The sequence below is a fragment of the Streptomyces sp. NBC_00075 genome (assembly GCF_045041225.1).
Lineage (GTDB): Bacteria > Actinomycetota > Actinomycetes > Streptomycetales > Streptomycetaceae > Streptomyces > Streptomyces adonidis.
Window position 1 is genome coordinate 9,585,431 of record NZ_CP108243.1, and the last position, 17,913, is coordinate 9,603,343.

Annotated in this window: 17 protein-coding genes; 11 read left to right on the plus strand and 6 right to left on the minus strand. The window is 71.2% G+C overall.

The window, feature by feature from the left end; genetic code table 11:
* Positions 1-3 precede the first annotated feature (3 nt).
* The 8 genes from mftB (at position 4) to OG787_RS42070 (ending at position 7,852) form a co-directional block, all read left to right on the plus strand.
* On the plus strand, positions 4-300 hold the full coding sequence (gene mftB / locus OG787_RS42035) for a mycofactocin biosynthesis chaperone MftB (RefSeq protein ID WP_369032569.1): 297 nt from the start codon (positions 4-6) through the stop codon (positions 298-300).
* A complete protein-coding gene (gene mftC, locus OG787_RS42040) occupies positions 297-1,553 on the plus strand; it encodes a mycofactocin radical SAM maturase (RefSeq protein WP_405538796.1) in 1,257 nt (418 codons plus the stop codon). The genes mftB and mftC overlap by 4 nt, the downstream gene beginning before the upstream one ends.
* The gene (mftD, locus tag OG787_RS42045) at positions 1,546-2,757 is read left to right on the plus strand and encodes a pre-mycofactocin synthase MftD (RefSeq protein ID WP_405538798.1); all 1,212 of its coding nucleotides are present in this window, start codon (positions 1,546-1,548) and stop codon (positions 2,755-2,757) included. The genes mftC and mftD overlap by 8 nt, the downstream gene beginning before the upstream one ends.
* Positions 2,758-2,759: 2 nt before the next feature.
* On the plus strand, positions 2,760-3,491 hold the full coding sequence (gene mftE, locus OG787_RS42050; protein ID WP_405538799.1) for a mycofactocin biosynthesis peptidyl-dipeptidase MftE: 732 nt from the start codon (positions 2,760-2,762) through the stop codon (positions 3,489-3,491).
* A gap of 286 nt (positions 3,492-3,777) precedes the next feature.
* A complete protein-coding gene (gene mftF / locus OG787_RS42055; RefSeq protein ID WP_405538800.1) occupies positions 3,778-5,175 on the plus strand; it encodes a mycofactocin biosynthesis glycosyltransferase MftF in 1,398 nt (465 codons plus the stop codon).
* Between the two features lie 124 nt (positions 5,176-5,299).
* On the plus strand, positions 5,300-6,481 hold the full coding sequence (locus tag OG787_RS42060; protein ID WP_405538801.1) for a hydroxylase: 1,182 nt from the start codon (positions 5,300-5,302) through the stop codon (positions 6,479-6,481).
* The gene (locus OG787_RS42065; RefSeq protein ID WP_369032563.1) at positions 6,478-7,056 is read left to right on the plus strand and encodes a flavin reductase family protein; all 579 of its coding nucleotides are present in this window, start codon (positions 6,478-6,480) and stop codon (positions 7,054-7,056) included. The genes OG787_RS42060 and OG787_RS42065 overlap by 4 nt, the downstream gene beginning before the upstream one ends.
* 118 nt (positions 7,057-7,174) lie before the next feature.
* Positions 7,175-7,852 carry a hypothetical protein gene (locus OG787_RS42070; RefSeq protein ID WP_405538802.1) on the plus strand — a complete coding sequence of 226 codons (678 nt, stop codon included), beginning with the start codon at positions 7,175-7,177 and terminating at the stop codon, positions 7,850-7,852.
* Between the two features lie 68 nt (positions 7,853-7,920).
* Here the strand turns inward: OG787_RS42070 and OG787_RS42075 are convergent, their stop codons facing one another.
* The 3 genes from OG787_RS42075 to OG787_RS42085 are packed head-to-tail and all read right to left on the minus strand — an operon-like array spanning position 7,921 to position 10,639.
* The gene (locus OG787_RS42075; protein WP_405538803.1) at positions 7,921-8,688 is read right to left on the minus strand and encodes an SDR family NAD(P)-dependent oxidoreductase; all 768 of its coding nucleotides are present in this window, start codon (positions 8,686-8,688) and stop codon (positions 7,921-7,923) included.
* 7 nt (positions 8,689-8,695) lie between these two features.
* Positions 8,696-9,460, minus strand: a complete 765-nt coding sequence (locus OG787_RS42080) for an SDR family NAD(P)-dependent oxidoreductase (protein ID WP_405538804.1) — start codon at positions 9,458-9,460, stop codon at positions 8,696-8,698.
* A 24-nt stretch (positions 9,461-9,484) separates the two neighbouring features.
* Positions 9,485-10,639: an acyl-CoA dehydrogenase family protein gene (locus tag OG787_RS42085; RefSeq protein ID WP_405538805.1), complete on the minus strand. Its 1,155-nt coding sequence runs from the start codon at positions 10,637-10,639 to the stop codon at positions 9,485-9,487.
* 120 nt (positions 10,640-10,759) lie between these two features.
* Between OG787_RS42085 and OG787_RS42090 the strand changes: the two genes are divergently transcribed.
* Both OG787_RS42090 and OG787_RS42095 read left to right on the plus strand, forming a co-directional pair.
* Positions 10,760-11,932 (plus strand): thiolase family protein, encoded by a 1,173-nt coding sequence (locus OG787_RS42090; protein ID WP_405538806.1) that lies wholly within the window; start codon positions 10,760-10,762, stop codon positions 11,930-11,932.
* A 5-nt stretch (positions 11,933-11,937) separates the two neighbouring features.
* On the plus strand, positions 11,938-12,699 hold the full coding sequence (locus OG787_RS42095) for an enoyl-CoA hydratase-related protein (RefSeq protein WP_405538807.1): 762 nt from the start codon (positions 11,938-11,940) through the stop codon (positions 12,697-12,699).
* Between the two features lie 115 nt (positions 12,700-12,814).
* On the opposite strand, the gene OG787_RS42100 is transcribed toward OG787_RS42095, so the two are convergent.
* From OG787_RS42100 to OG787_RS42110, 3 genes are read right to left on the minus strand one after another with little or no spacing between them, the layout of a single operon-like run.
* Positions 12,815-13,546, minus strand: coding sequence for an ABC transporter ATP-binding protein (locus OG787_RS42100; protein WP_405538808.1), 732 nt, complete (start codon positions 13,544-13,546; stop codon positions 12,815-12,817).
* The gene (locus OG787_RS42105) at positions 13,543-14,388 is read right to left on the minus strand and encodes an ABC transporter ATP-binding protein (RefSeq protein WP_405538809.1); all 846 of its coding nucleotides are present in this window, start codon (positions 14,386-14,388) and stop codon (positions 13,543-13,545) included. The genes OG787_RS42100 and OG787_RS42105 overlap by 4 nt, the downstream gene beginning before the upstream one ends.
* Positions 14,385-16,328: an ABC transporter permease gene (locus OG787_RS42110; RefSeq protein ID WP_405538810.1), complete on the minus strand. Its 1,944-nt coding sequence runs from the start codon at positions 16,326-16,328 to the stop codon at positions 14,385-14,387. The genes OG787_RS42105 and OG787_RS42110 overlap by 4 nt, the downstream gene beginning before the upstream one ends.
* Before the next feature lie 206 nt (positions 16,329-16,534).
* On the opposite strand from OG787_RS42110, the gene OG787_RS42115 reads away from it, so the two are divergent.
* Entirely contained in the window at positions 16,535-17,788 is a 1,254-nt protein-coding gene (locus OG787_RS42115; protein WP_405538811.1) for an ABC transporter substrate-binding protein, read from the plus strand.
* Positions 17,789-17,913: the final 125 nt, after the last annotated feature.

A 17,913-nucleotide genomic window follows, 5' to 3' on the forward strand; every position in this document is an offset into this window, starting at 1 on the left:
GCCATGACCGCGACGGACTCCGCGACGGTCGTCATGGACCTCGACCGTGCCTGGGACCTGCATCCGCAGGTCTCCGTGCGCCCCGAACCCTTCGGGGCGCTGCTCTACCACTTCGGGACCCGCAAGCTCTCGTTCCTCAAGGACCGTCGTCTGCTGGCCGTCGTCCAGGCCCTCGGGGACGCGCCCACGGCCCGCGCCGCCTGTCTGGCCGCGGGCCTCGGCGAGAACGAACTCCCGCGCTACGGGCGTGCGTTGGCCGTTCTCGTCCAGTCATCGATGGTCGTCGGAAGGACCCCATGACCGACTCCATGACCGCGCCCACGTCACCGCCGCTGGTCGACCTGTTCGAGCAGGGGCTCGACGCGCCGATCTGCCTCACCTGGGAGCTGACCTACGCCTGCAACCTGGCCTGCTCCCACTGTCTGTCCAGCTCCGGCAGGCGCGACCCGCGTGAGCTGAGCACCGCCGAGGCCAAGGCCGTCATCGACGAACTGGAGGCCATGCAGGTCTTCTACGTCAACATCGGCGGCGGCGAGCCGACCGTGCGCGCCGACTTCTGGGAACTCCTGGACTACGCCACGGCACACCACGTGGGCGTCAAGTTCTCCACCAACGGCGTCCGCATCACCCCCGACGCCGCCGCACGCCTGGCCCGCAACGACTACGTGGACGTCCAGATCTCCCTCGACGGCGCGACCGCCGACGTCAACGACGCGGTGCGCGGGGCCGGTTCGTACGCCACGGCCATGCGGGCGCTGGAGAATCTCGCCGCCGCCGGAATGCGGAACTTCAAGATCTCCGTGGTCTGCACCCGGCACAACATCCCGCAGCTGGACGCCTTCAAGGCCCTCGCCGACCGCTTCGGCGCCCAACTGCGCCTGACCCGGCTGCGGCCCTCCGGACGCGGCGCCGACGTCTGGGACGAGCTGCATCCGACGGCGGCGCAGCAACGCGAGCTGTACGACTGGCTGTTGGCCCATGGCGAGAAGGTGCTGACCGGGGACTCCTTCTTCCATCTCTCCGCGTACGGCGAGGCGTTGCCCGGCCTCAACCTGTGCGGTGCCGGACGCGTCGTCTGTCTGATCGACCCGGTCGGCGACGTGTACGCCTGCCCGTTCGCCATCCACGACGAGTTCCTCGCGGGCAACGTCCGTACGCCGGGCGGCTTTTCGGGAGTCTGGCGCGACTCCGAGCTGTTCCGGCGGCTGCGGACCCCGCAGCACGGCGGGGCCTGCGCGTCCTGCGCCTTCTACGACACCTGCAAGGGCGGCTGCATGGCCGCCAAGTTCTTCACCGGGCTGCCGCTGGACGGGCCCGACCCCGAGTGCGTCCAGGGATACGGCGAACAGCTGCTGGCCCAGCGCGACGGAACCGGGGTGCCCAAGCCGTCCGGGGACCACTCCCGCAGGAGCAGGACGACGACGGTGGATCTCGTCCTCACCCGCCGGGAGCCGGGCGGGTCACCAGCCAGGCCGCCGGTGAGTGACTGCGCCGAACACCCGCTCGCCGGGCTGGACTTGACGCCCACCGGAAAGGACACGGCACATGCCTAGGAACCCCTGGTTCGAGACGGTCGCCGAGGCGCAGCGCCGGGCCAAGAGGCGGCTGCCGAAGTCGGTCTACGGCGCGCTCGTGGCGGGCTCCGAGCGCGGTCGTACGATCGACGCCAACCTCGCGGCCTTCGCCGAACTGGGCTTCGCCCCACGGGTCGTGGGCCACCACGCCGAGCGCGACCTGTCGACGACCGTCCTGGGCGTGCCCACCTCGCTGCCCGTGCTCATCTCGCCGACCGGGGTACAGGCGGTCCACCCGGACGGGGAGGTGGCCGTCGCCAGGGCCGCCGCGAACCGGGGCGTCATCATGAGCCTCAGCTCGTTCGCGAGCAAGCCGGTGGAGGAGGTCTCCGACGCCCAGCCGGACCTCTTCTACCAGCTGTACTGGAGCGGCACGCGCGACACGATGGTCCAGCGGATGGACCGGGCCCGTGCCGCCGGCGCCAAGGCCCTCATCGTCACCCTGGACTGGTCGTTCTCCCACGGCCGCGACTGGGGGAGCCCGTCCATCCCGGAGAAGCTCGACCTCCGGACCGCGCTGCGGTTCGCCCCCGACGTACTGCCCCGGCCCGGGTGGCTCTGGCAGTACGCCCGGTCCGGCCGCCTTCCCGACCTCACCGTGCCCAACCTGCGCGCCCCCGGCGGCGCGTCGCCCACCTTCTTCGGCGCCTACGGCGAGTGGATGCAGACCGCGCCGCCGACCTGGGACGACGTCAAGTGGCTGCGTGCGGAGTGGGGCGGGCCCTTCCTGCTCAAGGGCGTGACCAGGGTCGACGACGCCAGACGGGCGGTCGACGCCGGGGTGACGGCCCTGTCCGTGTCCAACCACGGCGGCAACAACCTGGACACCACCCCGGCCACCATCCGCGTGCTCCCGTCCATCGCGGAGGCGGTCGGTGACCAGGTCGAAGTCCTCCTGGACGGCGGCATCCGGCGCGGCAGCGACGTCGCGAAGGCCCTTGCCCTCGGCGCCCGCGCGGTCCTGATCGGCCGCGCCTACCTGTGGGGCCTGGCGGCCAACGGACAAGCAGGCGTGGAAAACGTGCTCGACATCCTGCGCGGCGGCCTCGACTCGGCCGTACTGGGCCTCGGCCACTCCTCTGTCCACGACCTGTCGCCCGAGGACCTGGTGATCCCGCCGGGCTTCCCCCTGACCCTGGGCGGCGGCGCAGCACAGTCCACCCCGACCGCCCCGGTCGTCTGACCATGACGGCGTACGTCCTGGCCGACGCCGTCTGGCCCGCCGTACCGTCCGGGGCGCTGGTCCTCGTCCCGGTCGGGTCCACCGAGCAGCACGGTCCGCATCTGCCGCTCGACACGGACACCGTCGTCGCGCGTGCCGTCGTACAGCGCACGGCGGAGACCCTGCCCGAGTCGTGGGTGGCACCGCCGATCACGTACGGAGCGAGCGGCGAACACGCGCACTTCCCGGGGACCGTCTCGATCGGGCACGAGGCGCTGCGGGCGGTGGTCGTAGAGCTGACGCGCTCCTTCTCCCTGTGGGCGGGCCGGGTCGTGTTCGTCAACGGCCACGGCGGCAACACCACCACCCTCGACACGGCCCTCGGCCAACTCCGCGCCGAGGGCCACGACATCGCCTGGACCGCCTGCGAGACACCCGGCGGCGACGCCCACGCCGGCCGCACGGAGACCTCCCTGATGCTGCACCTGGCCCCGGACCGCGTACGGCTCGACGCCGCCGTCGCGGGCGACACCCGCCCCCTGCCCGACCTCCTGCCGGACCTCATGACCCACGGAGTCCGCGCCCTCTCACCCACCGGCGTCCTCGGCGACCCGGCCGGAGCCTCGGCGGAGGAGGGCCGCCGGACGCTGGACGCGATGGTGTCGGCGACGGCTCGCCGCATCGGCGCGTGGACGGTCGACGGGCGGGGGCGCCTCGTCGATCCGGCCCGACGGTCCGGGATGGTGCGCCGATGAGGCTTTGCGTCGGGAGTGTTGTCGGTCGGTGGGTGGGTTGTCCGGGCGGGTGGGTTTTCGGCGGGGAGGCGCGCGATGGTGTCGGCCTTCGTTCGCCGGGGCGGCGCGATGTCGGTCGGCGAGCGGGGGCGTCGTTCCGATCCGGCCCGCGGGCCGGGGCGGCTCCTCGCCTGGGTAGTGGGCTTCCGGCGACCCCGTGCGTCATGGTGTCGGCCGTGGGCCGGTGGATCGTCGGTGGCTGTGGCAGCCTCGCCGCCCCGGTCCGCCGACCCGGGGCCGTACGCCGATGACACTCCCCGTCGGCGCGGGCGTCGTTGTGGTGTTCGATCGGCATACCCGGGTCGTCGACGGAGGGCGTGCTCTCGTCGGGGGGTTTCCCACCCGGCTGCTGCGGCTGACGCCGCGTGCCCGCAAGCTTCTCGTCGGGCGGACGGTTCCTGTGCGGGACGCGGCGAGTGCGGTTCTCGCCGAGCGGCTGATCGACTGTGGCCTTGCCCATCCCGTCGTCCACTCGCTACCCGTGCCCTCCGACCCCCGGTACACCGTCGTGATCCCGGTCCGTGATCGTCCGCGTCAGCTGGAGCGGTTGCTGCGGAGTGTTGGCGTCGGCCCTTCCGTGATCGTGGTCGATGACGCCTCGCGGAACCCCGCGCCCGTGTCGGCCGTCGCCGCTCGGTACGGGGCCCGGCTGGTCGCCCTCCGCGCGAACGTCGGGCCCGGCGGCGCGCGCAACGCCGGGCTGCGGCTCGTGACCACGCCGTACGTGGTCTTCGCCGACTCCGACATCGTGCTCGACCCCGAGACCGTGCCGACCCTGCTCCGGCATTTCGCCGATCCCCGGGTCGCCATGGCCGTGCCCCGCATCACCGGACTGACCGGCGCCGCCACGACCTGGATCGAGCGGTACGAGAACACCCGGTCCTCCCTTGATCTCGGCGCCCATCCGGCTCCGGTGCGGCCCGGTACACCCGTCTCGTGGGCGCCGACCGCCTGTGCGGTGGCGCGAGTCGACGCCCTGCGGGACGTGCGCGGGTTCGATGAGCGGATGCGGGTCGGGGAGGACGTCGATCTTTGCTGGCGGCTCGTCGGGGCGGGGCTGCGGGTGCGTTACGAGCCCGCGGTCAGGGCCTCGCACGAGCATCGGACGCGTGTGGGGGACTGGTTCGTGCGCAAGGCCGTGTACGGGACCGGGGCGCAGCCTCTTGCCCGGCGGCACCCTCAGCACATCGCGCCCGCCGTGTTCGCGCCCTGGAGCGCGGTGTTCGCCGGCGCGCTGCTCGCCCAACGGCGCTGGTCGGTGCCGGTCGCGGGGGCCGTCCTCGGGGGCGTCGTCCTGCGCATCGGCCGTAAGTTCGACGGCACCCGGCATCCGTACCGGCTGGCCGTCCCGCTCGCGGGCAACGGCGCCGTCGCCACCCTGGCACAGACCTCCGCGCTGCTCACCCGGCACTGGTGGCCGCTCACCGCCGTCGGCTGCCTGGTGTCCCGCCGGATGCGCCGGGCCGCGGCGGTCGCCGCCTTGGCCGATATCGCACTTGAGTATCGGCGCGGGGACGACTCGCTCGACCCCCTCCGGTACGGCGTCGCCCGGCGGCTCGACGACCTCGCCTACGGCGCCGGCGTATGGCTCTCCGCCCTCAAGGGCCGCTCCACCACCGCGCTGCGACCCCGCGTGACCCGCTGACGCGGGACTGTCCCGGTCAGCGGAAAGCGCCCAGCGGGCCCTGGGCCGTATCCCGACACTGAGGACATCCCGCCGCCGGGACGCGCGGCGCATGCGATGGAACTGTCACCAGGAGGTGTGCGGCGTGACGCATGAAGTGGTCGGTCGTGTCGAGGAGCTGGGTTCCGAACTGGCCGCACTCGCCGACGAGAACGAGTCACTCGGCAAGCTGAGCGACCGGACCGTCGAACTGCTCAAGTCCGCAGGGGTCATCCGGCTTCTGCAGCCCAAGGAGTACGGCGGATTCGGCGCCCATCCCCGGGACTTCGCCGAAGCGGTGATGGCGGTCGCCCGGTACGACGGTGCCGCGGGCTGGGTCAGCGGGGTCGTCGGGGTGCACCCCTGGGAGCTGGCCCAGATGGACCCCCGCCTCGCACACGAGGTCTGGGACGAGAACCCCGACACCTGGATCGCCTCGCCCTACATGCCCAACGGCATCGCCGACCCGGTGGAAGGCGGCTATGTCCTCAGCGGACGCTGGCCGTTCTCCTCGGGCAGCGACCACTGTCAGTGGGACTTCCTCGGCGCGCTCCTGGGCGACGGCAAGGGGAAGCCCGCCGGGCCCATCACCGTGCTGCACGTCGTGCTGCCCCGCTCGGACTACGAGATCATCGACGGTACGTGGGACGTGGTCGGGCTTGCGGGTACCGGCAGCAAGGACGTCGTCGTCGACAAGGCGTTCATTCCCGAACACCGCGTCATCAGGCAGGAGGCGGTCCAGGACGGCGCCGCCGCCGAGGCGATCGGGCTCACCGACACCCTGTACAAGCTGCCGTTCAGCTCGATGTTCCCGCTCGGCATCACGGCGGCGGTCGTCGGCATCTGCGAGGGCGCTCTCGCCCTGCACCTGGCCCAGCAGAAGGAACGGGTCGCCGTGACCGGCGTCCAGGTGCGCGACGATCCGTACGTCCTCTACGCCGCCGGGGAGGCCGCGGCCGAGATCTCCGCCTCCCGGGTCCAACTCCTCGACGGCATCAGCCGGTTGTACGACCAGGTCGAGGCGGGCAAACCGATCAGCCTGGAGGACCGGGCCGACGTACGGCGCAACCAGGTCCGTTGCGCGTGGCGGGCCGTCGCCGCCCTGGACGAGATCTTCGCCCGCTCCGGCGGCAACGCGATCCGCAAGGGCAACCCGATCCAGCGGTACTGGCGTGACGCGCATGTCGGACTCCAGCACATGATCCATGTGCCGGGCGCCGCCTACCACGCGAACGCGCTGGCCGCGATGGGTCTCGAACTGCCCGAACCGATGCGCATCCTGATATGAGCGAGGGCGCGACGCACTCCCGGACAGTGGACGCGGACGCGCAGGCGATCGACGGGCGCCAATTCCGCGACGTCCTGGGCAACTTCCCCACGAGCGTGGTCGCGATCACCACCACGGACGGCGAGGAACGGCCGCACGGCATGGTCGTCGGCACCTTCACCTCGGTGTCGCTCGACCCGCCCCTGGTGTCCTTCCTCGCCGACCGCTCCTCCACGACCCTGCGGACGATCAGGGCCGCGGGCCGCTTCTGCGCCAACGCGCTCGCGGGCAACCAGGAGCGCCTGTCACGGCAGTTGGCGACGCGTCCGGCAGGGCAGCGCTTCGAGGGCGCCCCGTGGGAGGCGTCGGACCTGGGCAATCCCGTGCTGGACGGGATCGTCGCCTGGGTCGACTGCACAGTGGAGCAGGTCGTCGAGATCGGCGACCACCTGTTGGTCGTCGGGCGGGTCCGGGACCTGCGCGTCGAGTCGATGAAGACCCCGCTGCTGTTCTTCCGGAGCGGATACGGCGACTACCTGTCGAGCACGACCGTGCTCATGGACAGGCTCGTCGGCTGGGACGAGATCGGTCGGTAGACACCGAAGACATCGAAGACACCGGTCAAACCGGTCGGCACACAAGGGAGCCGCAATGAAGAAAGACCTGCATATAAGACTCCAGAGAATCTCGGCGTGGTGTGGCGTCCTGCTCTTCGTGGGATTCATCGTCGCGTACTCCATCGGCCATCTCATTCCGCCGATGAGCCCGACGGAGAGCCCCGACGACGTCGTCGCCTTCCTCAAGGACAACCGCACAGGGATCCTCACCTGTGTCGCCCTGATGGTTCTGCTCGTCCCGTTCGAGTACCCGTACGTCGTCGTGACGAGCATGCAGATGCGCCGGGTCGAGGGCGGCTGGGGACTGCTGTCCATGATCCAGCTCACCACGGGTGTGGTGGCGCCGATCGGGTTCTTCTTCCCGCTCGCGATCCTCGCCGCCGCGGCCTATCGGCCGGAGCTCCACTCCGTGGACGTCCTGACCGCGATGGTCGACACCTTCTGGCTCATGTTCGTGGGCAACGCCTGCATCTTCGTCCTCCAGGTCTGGTCGATCGGATACGCCTCGTTCATCGACCACACCCGGCAGAAACCGCTCTTCCCGCGCTGGTACGGCTGGCTCAGCCTCGTGCTGGGCGTGACGCTGATCCCGGGCGCCTTCGTCTTCCTCAACCAGGACGGACCGCTCGCCTGGAACGGCCTGCTCGCGAACATCATCCCCTCGGTCGCGTACGCCGTGTGGAAGATCGCGACACCGTACGTGCTCCTGAAGGCGATCACGGACGAGGAGAAGGAGCTGGCCGACAAGCCGGCCAACGAACCGGTGACCGTGTAGGACAGCCCGACATGCCTGTGGCCCCGCAGCGACTGCCGCGGGGCCACAGGCATGTTTCCGGCTTCCGGCTAGACCGAGAGCGCGAACCCGCCCGTCACGCGCAGCGTCTCGCCGGTGACGAAGGACGCCTTCGACGAGACCAGGTACAGCAGTGCCTCGACGATGTCTTCCTCCCGGCCCTCCTGCGGCAGGATCTGCTCGCCCAGGACGCGTTCGGCCTCGGCGGCGGACAGTTGGGCCCGTACGGCGTCGGTGAAGATCAGGCCCGGTGCGATCGCGTTGACGCGGATGCCGTCGGTGGCGAACTCCCGTGCGAACGACACCGTCAGGCCCCGTACGGCCAGCTTGGAGACGCCGTAGATGCTGCGGTTCGCGTAGGCCGCCGACGACGAGATGTTGACGATGGAGGCGCCGGGGCGGCCCCGCATGGCCTCGTGGGCCGCGAGTGTGCAGATGACGGTGCCCATGACGTTGACGTCGAGGACCCGCCGCACCTTGGCCAGGCCCAGTTCGGTGAACGGCTTGTTGTAGGCGGCGTGCAGACCGGCGTTGTTCACCAGGATGTCCAGTCCGCCATGGCGTTCGACGATCCCGCCCACGACCGCGCCGACCTCGTCCTCGTCGGCGACGTCACAGGTGACCCCGGTCGCGCCGAGGCCCTTCGCGGTGAGTTCGGCGGCCGCCTCGGTGGCGGCGGCGCCGTCGATGTCGGCGAGCACGACATGCGCGCCGAGGGCCGACAGGGCCTCCCCGAACGCCTTGCCGAAGCCCCGGCCGCCGCCGGTGATGAGGGCCACCTTGCCCTGGTGTTCCGCGTGTTGGGAGATTTCCGGCATCAGGACCTCACTTCGGGCCGAACCGCTGGCCCGCGTCGAGACGCAGGCACTGGCCGTTCAGCATCGGGTTGTCGACGACGGCGAGGGCGAGCTTGGCGTACTCCTCCGGGCGGCCCAGGCGCCGGGGGAACGCGGCGTCCTTGACCAGTGCTGCCCGTACGTCGGCGGGGATCTTCTCGGTGGCGCCCGTCTCGAACAGGCTGGGCGCGATGGCGACGACGCGGATACCGAGCGAGCCGAGATCGCGGGCCATGGTGAGGCTCATACCGGCGATCGCCGCCTTGGCCGCCGAGTAGGCGACCTGGCCGATCTGCCCCTCGAAGGCGGCGATCGACGACGTGTTGACGATGACGCCCCGTTCGCCGTCCGGCTCCTCGGGCTCGTTGCGGCTCATGTGCGCGGCGGCCAGGCGGCTGATGTTGAAGGTGGCCACGGCGTTGAGGTCGAGCACCCGGCGGAAGGTCTCCAGGTCGTGCGGCCCCTCCTTGCCGAGCGTGCGCCGTACGCTGCCGCCGCCCGCGGTCGTGACCGACACGTGCAGTCCGCCCAGGGCCTCGACGGCGGCGCCCAGCGCGCTCTCCGTCGCCTCGAAGTCGGTCACGTCGACGGGATGGAAGCTCCCGCCGAACGCACCGGCGACCTCGGCGCCCGCCGACGCCGGACGGTCGAGTACGGCGACCTCCGCACCGCGGGCCGCGAGCAGCTCGGCGGTGGCCCGGCCCATGCCGGACGCCCCGCCGAACACCACGGCCTTCTTGCCCTTGATCTCCATCGGGAACCTTTCGGGTCTTCGCGCTCAGAAGGACGCGATCGCGGACGCGCTTGCCGGTGAGGGCCGCAGAAGGGTGCACAGCCGGTCGCGGTGGACGGCCGCGTCGCCGTACAGCACGCTGTCGGCCCTGGCGCGGCGCAGAAAGAGGTGCAGGTCGTGCTCCCACGTGAAGCCGATGCCGCCGTGCAGCTGGAGCGCCCGGGCCGCGACCTCGCCGGCGCCCGCCGAGACGTACGAGGCGGCGGCACAGGCCGCGCGGGCCGCGTCGTCGGTGTCCGCGTCGGCGGCCATCGCCGCGTAGTGGGTGGCTGCGTGGGCGCCGTGCACGAGGAGTGCCATGTCGGCGGCCGAGTGCTTGACGGCCTGGAAGCCGCCGATCGGCTGCCCGAACTGCACGCGGGTCGTGGTGTGTTCGACGGTCAGCTCCAGCAGCCGCCGCATCACCCCGAGCGCGTCGGCACACCGCAGCACCGACGCCTCGTCGAGCAGCCGCTGGATCGCGTCGGGCCCGGCGGTCAGGCGGCGGTCGTGCGGGACGCGTACGCCGTCCAGGTGGACCTCGTAGAACGCGCGCGTCGGATCGAGGGTCCGCTGGCGTCGGACGGTGACACCCGGGGCGGCGCGCTCGACGAGGAACGACGCCGGAACGCCGTCGTGCAGTGCGGTGACGAGGAGCCAGTGGGCGCCGCCCGCGTCCTGTACGGCCGTCTTCACGCCGTCGAGGACGAACGTGTCCCCGTCGTCCGTACGGGCGGTGGCGCGGATGCCGTTGAGGGACCAGGGGCTCCGCGGTTCGGCGAACGCCCAGGTGGCCCAGGCCGATCCGGCGGCCAGGGCGGGCAGCACCTCGGACCGCAGGCCGGGCGAGCCCGTCGCGGTGAGTGCCCGGCCGACGATCGCGGTGGGTGCGAACGGCCCCCGCCCGAGGGCGCGCCCCATCTCCTCGGCGACGAGCGCGAGTTCCACCAGACCCTGGCCGCTGCCGCCGTACTCCTCCGGCAGTCCGAGCCCGGGCCAGCCGAGATCGGCGGTCAGCCGCCACACCTCGGGATCGACGTCCCCGTCGTCTCCGTCACGGTCCATCCACGCCCGTACGTGCTCGATCGGGGCCCGGTCCGACAGCAGGTCGCGCGAGGCTTCGCGCAACATGCCCTGCTCCTCGCTGAGCTGGAAGTTCACCCGAACAAGGTATCCTCTTTTCAGGTCCGGGTCGAGATCGCAGGTCGATGAATGGCTGATGGTCGGCCGATTTCACGGTGAGTCTGTTGATCCCTTCCGGATTTAAGTACTCTGAATTACATGGTTGATGCCGTGCTTCTCTCCGCGTGCCGTACCGCGATCGGAACCGCCCGCCGGGGAACCCTGCGGGACACCAGCGCCTTCGATCTCGCCACCCTCGTCGTACGCGAGGCCGCGTACCGCAGTGGGCTGCCGCTGGACACCATCGACGACGTCGTCCTGGGTGAATCCCTCGCCGGAGGCGGGGACATCGCCCGGTACGCGGCACTCCAGGCCGGGCTGACCCACGTACCGGGTCTGGCGCACAACCGGCACTGCGCCTCCGGGCTGGCCAGCGTGGCGACCGCGGCCGGGAGCGTGCGGGCCGGCATGGACCGCGTGGTCGTCGCGGGCGGCACGCACTCCTCGTCCACCGCGCCGGTGGCCCGGTGGCGGACTCCGGGCACCGACGACTGGCAGGACCCCTGGATGGCGCCGACCCATGTGCCGACACCCGAGGCCCCCAACAACGACATGGGCGTCCTCGTCGGCTGGAACACCGCCCGGCTGGCCGGCCTCACCCGTGAGGAGATGGACGCGTGGGCGCTGCGCTCGCACGAACGGGCCGTACGGGCCATCGACGAGGGCCGGTTCACCGATGAGATCGTGCCGGTGAAGGTCACCGGCCGGGACGGCGCGACCACCGTCTTCGACACCGACGAGCACCCCCGGCGCGACACCACCCGGGAGAAGCTGGCGGCGCTGAAGGTGCTGCACCCCGAGATCGAGGGCTTCTCCATCACCGCGGGCAACTCCAGCGGGGTGAACGACGGCGCGGCGGCGGTCGTGGTCGCCGGTTCGGACATCGCCGCCGCGCACGGACTGACACCGCTGGCGACCATACGGTCCTGGGCGAGCGTCGGCGTCGACCCGGTCGAGACGGGGCTGGCGCCGATCGCCGCGATCCGCAAGGCGCTCGGCCGCGCCGGACTCGGCATCGACGACGTCGACCTCTTCGAGGTCAACGAGGCCTTCGCCGCGGTGGCCGTCGCCACCACCCGCGAACTGGGTCTCGACCCGGAGCGGGTGAACCCGTTCGGGAGCGGGTGCAGCCTGGGGCATCCGATCGCGACCACCGGGACTCGCATGGTGGTGACGCTGGCGCACGAGTTGCGTCGCCGGGGCGGTGGGACCGCGGTCGCGGCCATGTGCGCGGGCGGTGGCATGGGGTCGGCCATGGTCCTGACGGTCTGACGGCCGTGATCGCGGTCGGGGCCGAGGGGCTGAGATGCCACTGGGCGGACGGCGTGCTGTGGCTGACGCTGGACCGTCCGCAGGCGCGCAACGCGATGACGATCGCGATGCGGCGGGGGCTGATCGAGGCGGTGCGGGCGGCTGACGCCGATGCGGGGACCCGGTTGGTCGTGGTGACCGGTGCCGATCCCGCGTTCTCCGCGGGTATCGACCTCAAGGAGGCGCTGGGGAACGGGGCGGGGTCTCCTCGTGGTGCGCGCACGGATCCTGCGGAGGTGGTGCGGGCGGCGCGGACGCCGGTGCTCGGTGTGATCAACGGGGCTTGTTATACGGGGGCGTTGGAGTTGGCGCTGTCCTGTTCATTCCTCATAGCGTCTGATCGGGCTCTGTTCGCCGATACGCATGCGGCTATCGGGCTGACGGCGGGGTGGGGGATGAGTGCGTTGTTGCCGCGGGCGGTGGGGGTGCGGCTTGCTCGGCGGATGATGGTGACCGGGGAACCGATCGATGCGGAGCGGGCGTTCGGGGCGGGGTTGGTGACCGAGGTCGTGCCGCACGATCAGTTGATCGTGCGGGCGGGGGAGATTGCTGCGCAGGTGGGCGCTGCGCATGCGGGGGCTGTGGCGGAGACGCTTGGGCTGCTTTCGGCGGGGGAGGGGACGAGTCTTGCGCATGCGCTGGCGTTGGAGGCGCAGGCGAAGTTGGGGCGGTGGCGGGATGTGGGGGAGGTTGTTCGGCGGTTTGGTTCTCGGGTGGACGGTGCGTGAGGGGGTGGGGGGGTTGTTGTTTGTGGGCGGGTGCGGGTTCGTTGTGGCTGGTCGCGCAGTTCCCCGCGCCCCTGAAAGCGAGGGCGGCTTCGCCGCCTCGCTTTTCAGGGAGGCCTCAGGCTGCCGTTGCCTCTCCCAAGTAGCGGCGGAGTAGTTCCGGGCCTGCCTCCGTTGTCGGGCCTGTCCAGGCTGTTCTGCCTCGTTGGAGGAGCAGGCAGGTGTCTGCGAAGGCCAGGGCTCGGGTTGCGAACTGTTCGATCATGATGACGGCCACGCCTGCCTCTCGGGCCCGGCGGAGGCTTTCGAAGACCACGTCGACCATCTTCGGGGCGAGCCCCAGGGAGAGTTCGTCGGCGATGACGAGGCGGGGGTCGATCATCAGGGCGCGGGCGAGGGACAGCATCTGCTGCTCGCCGCCGGAGAGGGTGCCCGCCGCCTGGCGTTGGCGGTTGCGTAGTGCGGGAAAGATCTCGAAGGCCCTGTCGATGGCCGCCGACCTGCCGCGTCGGTCGCCCGCGGTGGCCATGCGCAGGTTCTCCATGACCGTCAGTGAGGGGAACACACCCCGGCCCTCGGGGAGATGGACGAGGCCGGCCCGGCGGATCGTGTCCGGGGTACTGCCGGTGAGGTCGCGGCCGTCGAGGACCACGGAGCCGGTGACCGGCGGGACGAGGCCCGAGAGGGCCCGCGCCAGTGTGCTCTTGCCGGCGCCGTTCGCGCCGAGTACCGCCAGTGCGCTGTTCGGCGGCACGGTGAAGGACACGTCGCGCAGCGCGTGGGCGGTGCCGTACCGGACGGTCAGGTCCTGGACGGTGAGCAGGGGAGACGTCGTGACGGTGACGGTCATGCGGAGGCCCTTTCCTCGTCCTCGTCCTTGTCTACGTCCTTCTCGGCTTCGTCGTGCTCCGCGCCCAGGTACGCGGCTCGTACCGCCGGGTCCGCCCGTACCTCGGACGGCGTGCCCTCGCTGATCTTGACGCCGAAGTCCAGGACATGGACGACGTCGCTCATCCCCAGGACGAGTTCGACGTCGTGCTCGACCAGCAGCAGGGACACCCCGTGTTCGGCCACCAGGCCCGTGAGCGTGGACGCCAGCTCGTCCGTCTCCCGCGAGTCCAGTCCCGACGACGGCTCGTCCAGCAGGAGGACGTCGGGATCGACGGCCAGCGCCCGGGCGATCTCCAGCAGACGGCCCGTCCCCAACGGGAGCCCCGACACCGGGAGATGGACGTGCGGGGTCAGTCGCAGGGCCGCGAGAATCCCGTCGACCCGCCGGTCCTCCTCGGCGCCCGCGCGCCGGAAACCGCCAGCGGTGACCAGGTCCGTCCAGACCCGCCGCCGCGCGTGCCGCAGCCGGTACGCCAGCACCACGTGCTCACGCACCGTCAGCCCCGGGAACAGCTCCGGATGCTGGAACGTACGGGCCAGCCCACGCCTCGCCCGCGCCTGAGCGCTGACGGACGTGACATCCCGGCCGTCCATCAGCACCGCGCCCGAACTCGGCCGCAACAGCCCCGACAGGACGGCGAACAGCGTGCTCTTGCCCGCGCCGTTCGGCCCGACCAGCCCCACCACCGAGCCCGGCGGCACCGCCAGGTCCACCGAGTCGAGGGCGACGAGCCCACCGAAACGGACGGTCACGCCCCGGGCCTCGATGCGTGGTGGCGTCGTACCGGCGAGGGCGGTCATACGAGTTCTCCCTGGGGCGTCGAAGAAGACGGTTTCTCGGCGGCTGGGGCGCGTCGGGCCCGCCACCACCCGCTCACCGCGCGCACCTGCCGGCCGTGCATGGCGAGGACGCCCTCGGGGTCGCGGGCCAGCATGACCGCGCCGAAGCCGAACATGATGACCGGGATCTCCGCCCACCGCGTCGGCAGATACGTCTGGAAGACGCTGGGCAGTACGGCGAACGCCAGACCGGCGACGAGTGCGCCGACGACCGGCCGCGCCCCCACCGTGACCAGGACCGCCAGCCAGACCAGGCCCGTGAACGGGCTGAACGAGTCGGGCAGCGCGGACTGGTAGGCCAGCGCGAGGAAACCGCCGCCGACCGCGGCGACGAAGGTCGCGACGGCCGAGACGAGCACCTTGACCGGTACGACACCCAGGCCCAGCGTGCGGGAACCCGTCTCGCTCCACCGGACCGCCGTCACGGCCAGCCCTGCCGTCGAGCGCCGCAGGTTGACGACGAACGCGCCAAGTGCGCAGAAGACCGCCAGCGCCAGCAGGGCGAAACTCCTGTTGTCCAGGGCCCATTCGGGGCGGGGCATGTAGATGCCCTGGCCCGAGTTGTAGAAGCGGTCTCGCATGAAGACCAGGTTCTGGGCCAGCAGACCGAAGGTCAGCGTCACCAGGGCGACGTACAGATTGCCCAGCCGGATCGTCAGCAGCCCGAGCACCACACCGATCGGGACCACACACACCGCGCTCACCAGCACCGCGGCCAGCGGGGGCCACCCGGAGTTCGCGGCGAGGTCGGCGGCGAACAGGGCACCGAGGCCCGCGAAGGTGATCTGGCACAGCCAGATCATGCCGCCCTCACCGGTGACGAGCGTGCAGGACAGCAGTGCCGTCGCCAGCGCGATGCCCGTCGCCACGAGCCCGGTCCAGAAGTCGTCGAGGATCAGTGGGAGGCACGCGACGACGGCGATCGTCACCAGGGGCGCGACGAATCCCGACCCGGTGGTGGCGGTGGGCGTGGCCGTGTTCTCCGTACGGATCGCCCGGTCCAGTACCCCGCCCGTGGGCGCGTCGCCCGCCCGGCCGCGCAGGGCGTGCGCGAGCAGGAAGGCGAGCATGAACAGGAACGGCACACTGGGCACGATCTGCGCCGACAGCGCGCTCTCCGCATCGAGATAGCGCTGGATCACACTGGTCACGACACCCATCGCGAGGGCGACCCCGACGGCCGTCGGCAGGCTGCGCAGCCGGGCCGCGACCACCGCCGCGAACGCCGCCGCCATCAGGAAGGTCATGCCCTCGACGGACAGCCCGGCCGTCGGCGCCACCAGCACTCCGGCGAGCCCCGCCAGCAGCGCGCTGAACGCCCACACCCCGAGGGAGACGCGCGCGGGGCTGACCCCCGACATCGCGGTGAGAGCGGGGGAGTCGACCAGTGCGCGGACCTTCAGCCCGGTGTCGGTGAACCGCAGCAGCGCGGTGCCGACGACCAGGACCAGGGCCAGTCCGGCGTACGTGATCAGCTGGTTCATGTCGACGACCGTGCCGAACGGCCGGAACACCGCGACCGGTTGGGGCGCCAGGCCCGGAGCCGTGACGTTCACCAGCTGCCCGAGGGCCAGGTTGACCAGGGGCGGCAGCGCGACCGAAAGACCGATCGTGGCGGCGATCTTCACGAGGGGGGAGCGCAGCCGCAGATGGCGGAAGAGCACCGCGTACAGCAGCACGCCCAGCGCCGGACCGAACAGCCCGATCGCGACGACGGCCGCCAGCGGCAGCGGCCAGCCCTGCTCGATGTACAGGAAGTAGTAGAAGCGGGCGACGGCGAACGCCATGGCGCCGAACGCGAAGTTGAAGACGCCAGACGACACATGGGTGACGACGAGCGAGGCGGCGGCGATGGCGTAGATGGCCCCGAGGGCGAGGCCCGCGACGACGTAGGAGAGCAACGACGGCCTCCTGGAAGGTGAAGCTCGGAGAGACGGGAGGGAGAGCGGATACGGATTAAAGTGCGCTCATATGGTGTCCTCGTCAACCCTGAAGGGCGATATCGCCGCTTCAACCGGTGACAAAGGATACTTAATATGCTGCACTGTGCCTCGCGGACCACCTGTCGGAACCGTCGTGCGACGGGCCGAGGACGTCAGGAGTGCACATGGGAAGAGTCAGTGCCATAGCCACCTGGACCAGCGCCGCGGTACTCCTGCTCGCCGGATGCGGCAGCGGCGGTTCCAGCGGTGTGGACAACACGAGCGGACCCATCAAGGTCGGCGTCCTGACGGCGCTGAGCGGGGCGGCCGGCGCGCACTACGCCGGTACGGAGAGCGGTGTCGAGGCCCGGTTCGCGGCCTACAAGGCGGCGGGCGGCAAGTGCGCGGCGCGCGGCTTCGACGTGGTCGTGGCCGACGACCAGTCCACCCCGCAGGGTGCGCTCACCGCGGCCCAGCGCCTGGTGCAGCAGGAGCACGTGTACGCCGTACTGCCCGTGAGCACGTACTTCTACGGCGCCGGACAGTACGCCGGTACGGGCGGTCGCGGCACGCCGTTCCTCGGGGGCGCGTTCGACGGCGGCGAGCAGTGGTTCAACCCGAAGTACGACAACCTCTTCCCGGCGATGTCCGGCACCGACTACGACCGGACCGCGACCACACTCGGCGCGTACTGGAAGAAGCTCGGCGGGACCAAGGTCGCCGTCGTCTCCTCGAACACGCCGAGCGCCGCAAAGGCCGCCGAGGGAGCCGCACTGTCGGCGGAACACGCCGGACTGGCCCGTGGCTACGTCAACGAGCGCGTCCCGTTCGGGAGCAGCGACGTCGGCGCGATCGTCCTAGGCATCAAGAAGTCCGGCGCCGATGTGCTGTACGCCCCGGTGATCCCCGAGACCGGGTTCGCGCTGGCCACCGGACTGCGCCGGGCCGGCGTCGAGATGAAGTCGATCCTGCTGGCCACCGGCTACGGCGCCGACCTGCTGAAGTCGCCGCCGACGCTCAAGGTCGCGCAGGGGGTCGGCTTCATGACCTCGTACTCACCGGTCGAGATGAACACCGAGGCGACCCGCACCTGGTCCGCCGCCCTCAAGAAGTACGCCAAGTCGGCGTCCGGCATACCGTCGTTCTCCCAGGCGGTCGGCTGGATCAGCGCGGACCTGCTCATCTACGGCCTGGAGAAGGCCGGTTGCACCGCCAGCCAGGAGAAACTGATGTCCGCGCTGCGCGCCGACAAGAGCTGGACGGCGGGCGGGCTCTTCCCGAAGCCCGCCGACTTCGCGAACAAGGGGACCTATTCGGTCGGGGGCCCGGGCGACTGCACCTTCGTCTCCATCCTGAAGGACGAGAAGTTCGTCCCGGACCCGCAGGGCTCCCCGGCGTGCGGCGAGCAGATCCCCGACGTGAAGGTAACCGTCAAGTAGCGAGTTTCGGGAGGGGATTGGCGGGCGGTGGGGCTACCTGTCGGGTGCGCGCAGCGCCCCGACAGGGGCGCGGGGAACTGCGCGACCAGCCCCCACCGGCCCGCAGGTTCATGACCGCCCTTCCA

What these genes read in the sequence shown, in the direction of transcription:
- mftB (WP_369032569.1), top strand. Translation starts at nt 4, where the DNA reads ATGACCGCGACGGACTCCGCGACGGTCGTCATGGACCTCGACCGTGCC.
- mftC (WP_405538796.1), top strand. Translation starts at nt 297, where the DNA reads ATGACCGACTCCATGACCGCGCCCACGTCACCGCCGCTGGTCGACCTG.
- mftD (WP_405538798.1), top strand. Translation starts at nt 1,546, where the DNA reads ATGCCTAGGAACCCCTGGTTCGAGACGGTCGCCGAGGCGCAGCGCCGG.
- mftE (WP_405538799.1), top strand. Translation starts at nt 2,760, where the DNA reads ATGACGGCGTACGTCCTGGCCGACGCCGTCTGGCCCGCCGTACCGTCC.
- mftF (WP_405538800.1), top strand. Translation starts at nt 3,778, where the DNA reads ATGACACTCCCCGTCGGCGCGGGCGTCGTTGTGGTGTTCGATCGGCAT.
- OG787_RS42065 (WP_369032563.1), top strand. Translation starts at nt 6,478, where the DNA reads ATGAGCGAGGGCGCGACGCACTCCCGGACAGTGGACGCGGACGCGCAG.
- OG787_RS42075 (WP_405538803.1), bottom strand. Translation starts at nt 8,688, where the DNA reads ATGCCGGAAATCTCCCAACACGCGGAACACCAGGGCAAGGTGGCCCTC.
- OG787_RS42080 (WP_405538804.1), bottom strand. Translation starts at nt 9,460, where the DNA reads ATGGAGATCAAGGGCAAGAAGGCCGTGGTGTTCGGCGGGGCGTCCGGC.
- OG787_RS42090 (WP_405538806.1), top strand. Translation starts at nt 10,760, where the DNA reads ATGGTTGATGCCGTGCTTCTCTCCGCGTGCCGTACCGCGATCGGAACC.
- OG787_RS42100 (WP_405538808.1), bottom strand. Translation starts at nt 13,546, where the DNA reads ATGACCGTCACCGTCACGACGTCTCCCCTGCTCACCGTCCAGGACCTG.
- OG787_RS42105 (WP_405538809.1), bottom strand. Translation starts at nt 14,388, where the DNA reads ATGACCGCCCTCGCCGGTACGACGCCACCACGCATCGAGGCCCGGGGC.
- OG787_RS42115 (WP_405538811.1), top strand. Translation starts at nt 16,535, where the DNA reads ATGGGAAGAGTCAGTGCCATAGCCACCTGGACCAGCGCCGCGGTACTC.